Source organism: Micromonospora sp. D75 (genome assembly GCF_018070405.1).
Classification (GTDB): domain Bacteria; phylum Actinomycetota; class Actinomycetes; order Mycobacteriales; family Micromonosporaceae; genus Micromonospora; species Micromonospora chalcea.
In genome coordinates this window covers 1-7,632 of record NZ_JAGPXV010000269.1, presented here as the reverse complement: position 1 = coordinate 7,632, position 7,632 = coordinate 1, and the positions used below count along the sequence as shown (strand labels likewise).

Below are 7,632 nucleotides of genomic sequence, written 5' to 3'. Positions count from 1 at the left end.
CGACCTGGTGGAGGCGCTCGCCGCCTACGCCGTCGAACTGCGGGAGAAGCTCGCCGCCATGCCGGCGAAGCAGCGCCGGGGCTCCAAGGTGCAGGGCCCGACCGCCCTGAGGTTCCGCTGACAGGAGGCTCCCTCATGCCGTACCCCGAGATCCGGCCCCGCCGGCTGCGTCGCAACGCGGCCGTGCGGCGGCTGGTCTCCGAGACCCGCGTCGACCCGGCCGAGCTGGTCGTGCCGATGTTCGTCAAGGAGGGGCTGACCGAGCCGAGGGCGATCGCGTCGCTCCCGGGAGTGCTCCAGCACTCCCGGGACTCGCTGCGCAAGGCCGCCGTCGAAGCGGTCCAGGCCGGGGTCGGCGGGATCATGCTGTTCGGGGTGCCGGCGACGCGCGACGAGACCGGCTCCGGCGGTGTCGACCCGGCGGGCATCCTGAACGTGGCGATCCGGGACGTGGTCGCCGAGGTCGGTGACGCGACTGTGGTGATGAGCGACCTCTGCCTGGACGAGTTCACCTCGCACGGGCACTGCGGCCTGCTCACCGCGGACGGCGGGGTCGACAACGACGCCACGCTCGCCGCGTACGCCGACATGGCGGTGGCCCAGGCCGCCGCCGGGGTCCACGTGGTCGGCCCGTCCGGGATGATGGACGGCCAGGTCGGCGTGGTCCGCAAGGCGCTCGACGCCGCCGGGCACCAGGACGTCTCGGTGCTCGCGTACGCGGTGAAGTACGCCTCCGCCTTCTACGGCCCGTTCCGCGACGCGGTGGAGTCGGCGCTGGAGGGCGACCGGCGTACCTACCAGCAGGACCCGGCGAACCTGCGCGAGTCGCTGCGCGAAGTCGAGCTGGACGTGGCCGAGGGCGCCGACATGGTGATGGTGAAGCCCGCGCTGCCCTACCTCGACGTGGTGTCGGCGGTCCGGGCCGCGGTGGACGTCCCGGTCGCCGCCTACCAGGTCTCCGGCGAGTACGCGATGGTCGAGGCGGCCGCCGCGAACGGCTGGATCGACCGGGAGCGGGTGATGCTGGAGACGCTCACCTCGATCCGCCGGGCCGGCGCGCAGATCATCCTCACCTACTGGGCGGTCGAGGCGGCCCAGCTGCTGCGCGAGCGCTACTGACCCCCACCCGGCCGCCCGGCGTCGGACCTGGGGCGGGCTCGCGCCGGCGCGCGTGTCGTGGCGCGTCGGTGAGATCCGCGGGCGGTGCGTTGCCTCAAGTTGTCCACAGCCAGACGCGGTAGCTCACAGTAGTTTTCAGGGCGGCAGGCGCTATGCCCCTCAGCCGACTTTGCTCTGCAGCCACGGGCGCAACTGTCACGAAGCGTAAGCAGTGCTTCGAAGGCTGCAGAGCAAAGGCGACTGAGGTGGTCTTCCTTGGCTCGGCTATTCCGAGCGTTGTGTCCGGATTGATTGTTATTTGTCTTGAGTGTGCGGCGTTCGCTTTGGCAGTACTGGCTAACGCACAGTGATGTCACGCTCCGTGTGCCTTGAGTGGGGCGGTTGACGCACGGCGAGGTCTGGTCGGGCGGCGGATTCCAGGTTTTCCACAGGGGTGCGGAGCGGGGTTGCCGGGCCGATGCGGCAGGCGGGACCGTGGGCGGCGTGACAGACATTGCCGACACCGGGCCGGAGGCGGCCACCGGCACAGGTGCCTGCGCCGCGCCGGAAGCACCATGCGCAATCTCCGGGACGGCCGCTGCCTACGTGACCTGCGCGACGGCGGTGCCCTCAGCGACTCCCGGGAGTTGGGCGACCCCAGTACCGGCAGCGACCCCAGCGACCCCCGTGACAGCGGCTGACGGCGGGCCGGCGGTGGAGGGCGGGCTTGCGGAGGGCGGCGGGCCGGCGCTGCTCACCGAGCCGTTCGACGTCCCGTTCCCGGCGTCGGGGATCATCCGGGCGGTGCGTCGCCGGGCCGACGCCAGCCAGCGTGAGCTGGCCCGGTTCGCCCGGGTGCATCCGAGCACGGTCGGGCGGATCGAGGCGGGCAGCCTGACGCCGAGCCTGGCCATGCTGTCGCGCATCGTGGGCACGGCCGGCTTCCGGCTCGTGGTCGTCGACGAGGCCGGCACGGTGCTCAAGCCGATGCGTGACCGGGCCGACCTGCGTGACGGCGCGGAGCGGCGGTACCCGTCCCACCTCGACGTCGTCACCGACCCGGAGCCGGGGGAGTGGTGGGCCGACCGGTACGGGCTGGCCCGCCCGCCGGAGACCTTCTACCGCGACCGGGCGGTCCGGGACGCGCTGCGCCTCCGCAGCCAGTGGGAGGTGCGGGTGGCCAAGTACCGGAACGTGCCGCCCCCGCCCGATCCGCAGCGGTGCGGATACCGCGGCGGCCCGCCGATCCGCCCATGAGCGAATCGACGGGCCGCCGCCCGGAACACCTGTCAGTCGTCGTTCAGGATCGTCCCGACGCCGGACGGGTCGGCCAGCCGCAGGCCCGGCACACCCGCCACGTACAGCGTGAGCTTCTCGTCCGCCTCGCGCTTGCGGTCGCCGCGCACGGTGACCGGGAACGCCAGCGAGGTCTGGCCCGCGGGGAGCAGCTTGCAACCCACGTACGGGTCGTAGTCCGACCCCGCCTGGGCGGTCGTGCCGTAGGTGGTCGCGCAGATCAACGCCGGCTCGGAGAGCGGGCGGGACACGGTGACGGTGAACGTCATCGCGCGGGTGCCCTTGTCGCCCTCTGCCACCGAGGTGTCGGCCACCCGCAGCGAGGCGCGCGACCGGAACCGGGCCACCTGCGGGTCGTGGTCGCTGGCGCCCCGGTCACCCAGCTCCGGCGCGTCGGTCGGATAGTCGGCGTTGATGTGCGCCGTCCGTACCTGCACCAGGTCGTCGTGCATCGGGTCGTTCACGAACAGGTTGTCCAGCGTCTGCGCCTGGCCGCTGAAGGTGTACGAGTACGCCGACGCGGGCGCGTCCGCCACCAGGTCGTCCCAGAGGTTGTGCAGCCCGGCCTCGTACAGCGGGGCGAGCTGGTCCGACGGGGTCGGGTTCTGTGCGGTGGCGATCGGGTCGTCCGGGCGGGGGAACACGTTCAGGTCGCCGCCGTAGACCACGCGGGCGTTCGGGTCGCTCGCCTCGACCGCCGCGACGATCGCGGCGCCGTACGCGGCCTGCTCGCGACGCTGCCCGACCCGGCTGTCCGGCCCGGACGAGAAGTGGTTGGCGACCGCCCAGAGCGTGAACCGCTCGGTCGAGCCGGGCGCGGCCTTGACGGTGAACCGGGCCAGCTGGGCCGCGCGGGTGTAGACGTTGCTGCCGTCCACGCCGGTAGAGCGGTCCACGTCGGCGGGCAGCACCGCGTTGAACGCCTTCGGGTTCTGCACGTCCGTGTTGGACGCGAGCGCCGCCGAGCGGTACTGGACGGTCGGCGCGGAGCCCAGCAGCGGGTCCGCGGCGGTCGCCTCGGCCAGCGTGAGCCGGTCGGTGCGGTAGAGGAACGCCGAGGCGATGCCGCGGGCGTCCGCGCCGGTGCGGTCGTACGCGGCGGCGTAGGCGGGGCCGCCGTTGGCCGCGATGGCCAGCGCCAGCTCCTGCACGGTGTCCGGCGCGCCGTCGGCGTTGTTCGTGTCACCGCACGCCAGGGCGCCGTCGACCACCGAGCAGATGTCCTGGTCCTCGGCCTCCTGCACCAGGATCAGGTCCGGGCTGTGCAGCGAGTTGACGATCTGCCGGGCCTGCGCGGCCAGCTTGGCGGCGTACGCCTCCTGGCTCGCCGGCACGTAGTCGAACGGCGGGCTGACCCCCGTACATCCGGTGTTGCCGGCGAAGTCGCAGCCGTCGAACGGGTCGTCCCGGTAGTCGTACAGGTTCTCCACGTTGTAGGTGGCGATCGCGACCTCGCTGCCGCGGTCGGCCGGCTGCGGCGGGTGGTTCGCGGCCGGGTCCGCGCCACCGGTCAGGGTGAGCTGCTCGGGCTGCACGCTGTACTTGCTGAACGCGTACGACACGGAGCCGTAGGCGTCCTCGGTCAGCGTGTCGAACGTGCGCGCCTCGGGCAGCAGCGCGCGGGAGTCACCGGCGGCCGCCTTCACGCCGCCCGCTCCCAGCAGGATGCGCTGGTTGTTGCCGTTGTCGAAGAGCGTGCCGGGGATGTCGTCGAGCGGGTGCGCGTCCCGGAACACCCGGCGGGCGTACGGGTCGGACCGCTTCATGACCGGGTCCTCCCGGTCCAGCACGTAGATCTCGGAGTCGGCGGTGGAGGAGTAGATGTGCCGGGGCGCGGATACGCCGCTGCCGGCGCGTACCCGCATCCGCTCGCCCTCGTGCCGCTCCCAGAACAGGTCGGCGGCGGCCGCCTCGGCCGGCGGGACCGCGTCGTCGACCCGGACCGCGGTGTCCACGTCGAGGCCGGAGTCGAGCTTGCGGACCAGCGAGGCGCCGGAGAGCTGGGTCTGGTTGAAGTACTCGGAGACCCGGCCGCGCAGCACTACCTCGTCGCCGACGGTGGGGGCGTACCCGCCGATCAGCGTGGTGAACGAGCCCATGAAGACGAACAGCCCGTCGGAGGTGAGCGGGTCGCCGTCCTCGGTGCCGAGCCGGCTCTGCAGGTAGAAGCCCCACTGGTCGGCCCCGGCCGAGCTGCGGGTCAGCGACATGCCGGTGAGGACGCCGCGCCCGACGTACACCTGGGCGCTGGTGCCGTTGCCGCGGGCCGGGGCGAGCGGCGACCGGTCGGCGCGGCCGTCCTCGTCGTCGCCGGTGCGGCCCTGCACCTCGCCGATCGACAGCACGCTGGTGGCCTGCACGGAGAGCGTGCAGGTGGCGGTGTCGCCGTCGTCGTCGGTGGCGGTCACCGTGACCGCGTAGCTGCCGGCCGGCAGGCCGGTGGCGGTCAGCGTGGCGGTGGCCGTGCCGCCGTCCGCGGCCGCCGGGGTGAACGCGGTACGGCTGATCGAGCCGCTCGCCGGAGCCGGCACGACGGCGGTGACCGCGAGGTCGGTGATCGTGTCGTCGGCGTCGGTCGCGGTCACCTCGCGGGTCGCGGTGGCGCCCGCCGACAGCGTCAGCGCGCCGCCGCAGGCCAGCGTCGGCGGCTGGTCGACCGGGCCGCCTCCGCCGATGGTGTGGCTGCCCAGCCCGTCGAACGTGTCGGTGGCGAAGCCGGCCCACTGCGCGGCCGGGTCGAACGGGTCCGCCGGATCGGTGTCGCCGGCGGTCACCGAGGGCAGCCGGCGCAACGTGTTGTCGGCGGTGCTGGTGAGCCCGCTGCCCCACTCGGTGCCCGGGTCGACGCCGACCTGGCCGAGGGAGTCGACCACCGTGTCACCCTTGCGCAGCACGATCGCGTCGTCGCCGTTGAACAGCGACCCGCCGTACGTCTGGTCGGCCTGGGCGAGGATCGCGGGCGCGGCCGACGCGGCGGCGAAGACGAACACGTCCCCGGCGGCGACGGTGCCGGTCAGCGCGATGTTCGTCGACGTGCTGGCGCCGTTGAAGTAGAGCTGGAGCTGGTAGCCCGCGGCAGCCAGGTCGATCGGGGCGCCGGTGCCGTTGTACAGCTCGACGGCCTTGTTGTTGGACGACCCCTCGACGTACTCGGAAATGAGCAGGTCGGTGGGCGCGGCGCTGGCCGCGGGGGGTGCGACAGCGATCGCCGTGAGGGTGACGGCGGCGGTGGTCGCGAGCGCGGCGAGGGTGCGGCGCGGGCGCATGGGGCCTCCACGGTGGGTGGACAGGAACTAACGAACGTTAAGGGTCTCGTGGGTCCACCGTCCAGCCCTTCGGTGGCCGTCCGGTGAACGGTCAGCGGTGACTGTCCAGCCGGTGCACCAGTTCGGCGACGTCCACCCCGTACTCGCACCAGTCGCGGTCGGGGCGGTAACCCAGCTCGGCGTTGACCTTCAGCATCGACTCGTTGTCCTGCGCGTTCCAGGTCTGCACCTCGACCAGCTGGGGCTCGGCCGAGCGCAGCTCCAGCAGCATCCGCGCCTTGATGGCCCGGTCGATGCCGTAACCACGGTGGTCGTGGACGACGATCGTGTCGTACTGGTCGGCCCGGGTCGGGTGCTGCGCCGGCACCACCACCTCGGTCAGCCCGGCCACGTCCCCGGTCCGCTCGTGCAACGCCAGCACGATGTACGGCTTCATGCCGCGCCGGTGCAACGTGGCGAGACTGTCCCGCAGCCGGTCCGGGTCGTAGGAGCTGGGCCGCAGTTCCACGTCGTCGGAGTCGCGCACCTCGGCCTTGGCCCGCGCGTACGCCTCGAGCAGCTCGTCCGGCGGCCCGCCGGGCCAGAACTCCACGTGATAGCCCGCGCCCACCTCGGCGGCCATCTCGGTCAGCGCCGGCCAGTCCACCGTGCGCAGGTCGAGCACGCTGCGGGTCTCCACATAGTCGCGGGTGAAGCCCAGCGACTCGTAGAACGCCACGGCCGGGGTGTCGCCGACCACCTCCACGCCGATCGACTGGAAGCCCTCGTCCCACACCCGGCGGGCGGCCACCCGGACCAGCTCACGGCCGAGCCCGGTGCGCCGGACCGCCGGATGCACCAGCACCTCCAGTACGCCGATGCCGCCCAGCAGCAGCACGTGCACATGCCCGACGATCGCTCCGGGCGTGCCGTCCGGAGCGTCGTCCTCCTGCGCCACCCAGGAGATCCGCCGCTCGCCGGGCATCACCTCGGACAGGTACTCCCGCATGGAGCTCTCCTGCCAGGGCGGGTCCTGCGGCAGGTCGGCCGCCAGGACCGCGTTCAGCGTGTCCAGCAGGGACGCGATCTCGGCGGACGAGGCGGTCCGAGGGTTCCACTCGCGCACCATCACCCGTCTAGCTTGCCGTCAACGGCTGCCGGGGGGAAGGGTTCAGTCCGCGAATGTACGCGAGCGGTCACCTCACGTTGCGGCTGAGCCTGCCGTACTCGTCGGCCTTGTCGAAGACCGCCTGGGCGTACCGGCGCACATCGTTGTACGAGAGGATGGCCCCCCACCAGTCACCCGGGATGGTCATGTTCCGGCCGCCCTTGCACAGATACTGGCCGGCGGCCAGCGCCGCGTCGTCGATGTCGTGGGGGTTCTTCACGCCGTCGTTGTCCGCGTCGGCGCCGATCTCCTGCCAGGTGGTCGGGATGAACTGCATCGGCCCGAGCGCCCGGTCGTAGACGCGGTCGCCGTCGAGCTGCCCCTGGTCGGTGTCGAGGATCCGGGACCGGCCGCCCTGCCCGTCGAGCGGCTGCCCCTTGATCTCCGGCAGGGCCCGGCCGTCGGGCCCGAGCGTGGCGCCGTTGGCCGAGCCGTGCTCGGACTCGACGTGCCCGATGGCGGCGAGCGTGGTCCAGCTCAGCTGGCAGGCACGGTTGGTCTGGGCGAGCACCAGCTCGGCGTAGGCGTACGCCTGGAGCGCCACCACCGGGATGGCGGTGACCGCGCTGACCCGCCTCGCCCAGTCGGCGAGGGCGTCGGCGGGACGACCGGTGGGCGGTGCGACAGTCACGCCGCCGGGCAGCGGCGTTCCGGTCGGCGCGGCGGTGCCGGACAGCCCGGACGGGTCCGGGAACAGGGGCGTCGCGGCGGGCGCGGCGGTCCGCGCCACGGTCGGCTCCGGCAGGGCCTCGTCGACCGACGCCGGCCTGCCGACGGCGGCCGGCACGATCACCGCGCCGGCCGTGGTGGCGGCGCCGACCAGGG

At 73.0% G+C, this 7,632-nt stretch carries 5 protein-coding genes; 2 read left to right on the top strand and 3 right to left on the bottom strand.

Going from position 1 to position 7,632, the window contains the following annotated elements; translation table 11 throughout:
* The first annotated feature begins 135 nt into the window (after positions 1 to 135).
* Both hemB and KBX39_RS17220 read left to right on the top strand, forming a co-directional pair.
* On the top strand, positions 136 to 1,119 hold the full coding sequence (hemB, locus tag KBX39_RS17225; RefSeq protein WP_187692939.1) for a porphobilinogen synthase: 984 nt from the start codon (positions 136 to 138) through the stop codon (positions 1,117 to 1,119).
* A 666-nt stretch (positions 1,120 to 1,785) separates the two neighbouring features.
* Positions 1,786 to 2,355 carry a helix-turn-helix transcriptional regulator gene (locus KBX39_RS17220; protein ID WP_312247449.1) on the top strand — a complete coding sequence of 190 codons (570 nt, stop codon included), beginning with the start codon at positions 1,786 to 1,788 and terminating at the stop codon, positions 2,353 to 2,355.
* Between the two features lie 32 nt (positions 2,356 to 2,387).
* Here KBX39_RS17220 and KBX39_RS17215 read toward each other — a convergent pair whose 3' ends face one another.
* The 3 genes from KBX39_RS17215 to KBX39_RS17205 form a co-directional block, all read right to left on the bottom strand.
* Positions 2,388 to 5,660 (bottom strand): lamin tail domain-containing protein, encoded by a 3,273-nt coding sequence (locus KBX39_RS17215; RefSeq protein ID WP_210871510.1) that lies wholly within the window; start codon positions 5,658 to 5,660, stop codon positions 2,388 to 2,390.
* A 91-nt stretch (positions 5,661 to 5,751) separates the two neighbouring features.
* Positions 5,752 to 6,768 carry a GNAT family N-acetyltransferase gene (locus tag KBX39_RS17210; protein ID WP_043328100.1) on the bottom strand — a complete coding sequence of 339 codons (1,017 nt, stop codon included), beginning with the start codon at positions 6,766 to 6,768 and terminating at the stop codon, positions 5,752 to 5,754.
* A 67-nt stretch (positions 6,769 to 6,835) separates the two neighbouring features.
* Positions 6,836 to 7,632, bottom strand: a 797-nt coding sequence (locus tag KBX39_RS17205; protein ID WP_247660304.1) for a lytic murein transglycosylase, incomplete at its 5' end; no start/stop codon positions are given.

What these genes read in the sequence shown, in the direction of transcription:
- hemB (WP_187692939.1), top strand. Translation starts at nt 136, where the DNA reads ATGCCGTACCCCGAGATCCGGCCCCGCCGGCTGCGTCGCAACGCGGCC.
- KBX39_RS17215 (WP_210871510.1), bottom strand. Translation starts at nt 5,660, where the DNA reads ATGCGCCCGCGCCGCACCCTCGCCGCGCTCGCGACCACCGCCGCCGTC.
- KBX39_RS17210 (WP_043328100.1), bottom strand. Translation starts at nt 6,768, where the DNA reads ATGGTGCGCGAGTGGAACCCTCGGACCGCCTCGTCCGCCGAGATCGCG.